Source organism: Methylobacterium sp. GC_Met_2 (assembly GCF_026540795.1).
Taxonomy (GTDB): Bacteria; Pseudomonadota; Alphaproteobacteria; order Rhizobiales; family Beijerinckiaceae; genus Methylobacterium.
In genome coordinates this window covers 1-444 of sequence record NZ_JALNUM010000282.1, presented here as the reverse complement: position 1 = coordinate 444, position 444 = coordinate 1, and the positions used below count along the sequence as shown (strand labels likewise).

Annotated in this window: 1 protein-coding gene; it reads left to right on the top strand. The window is 70.5% G+C overall.

The window, feature by feature from the left end; genetic code table 11:
* Window positions 1–444, top strand: a 444-nt coding sequence (locus tag OXS49_RS33450) for a KUP/HAK/KT family potassium transporter (RefSeq protein ID WP_267428793.1), incomplete at both ends; no start/stop codon positions are given.

Genomic DNA, 444 nt, shown 5'->3' with positions numbered 1-444 from the left:
CTCGGTGCCCTCGGCGTCGTCTACGGCGATATCGGCACGAGCCCGCTCTACGCGTTCAAGGAGGCCGTGAAGGCCGCCACCAGCGGCGGCGCCTCGGTGCCGGCGGCGGCCACCGGCGCGGTGTCGCTGATCCTGTGGTCGCTGATCCTGATCGTCTCGCTCAAATACGCGGTGCTGATCCTGCGCGCCGACAACCGCGGCGAGGGCGGCATCGTCGCCATGCTGGCGCTGCTCGGCGCACGGCATGCCCGGCCGGGCTCGTGGAAGGCGCTGCTTCTCGTGGTCGGGCTGGTCGGGGCGGCACTGCTCTACGGCGACGGGGCGATCACGCCGGCGATCTCGGTGCTCTCGGCCGTCGAGGGGTTGAAGGTCGATGCACCGTCGCTCGGCCCGTACGTGGTGCCGATCACGCTCGTGATTCTGGTTGGGCTGTTCCTGGTCCAG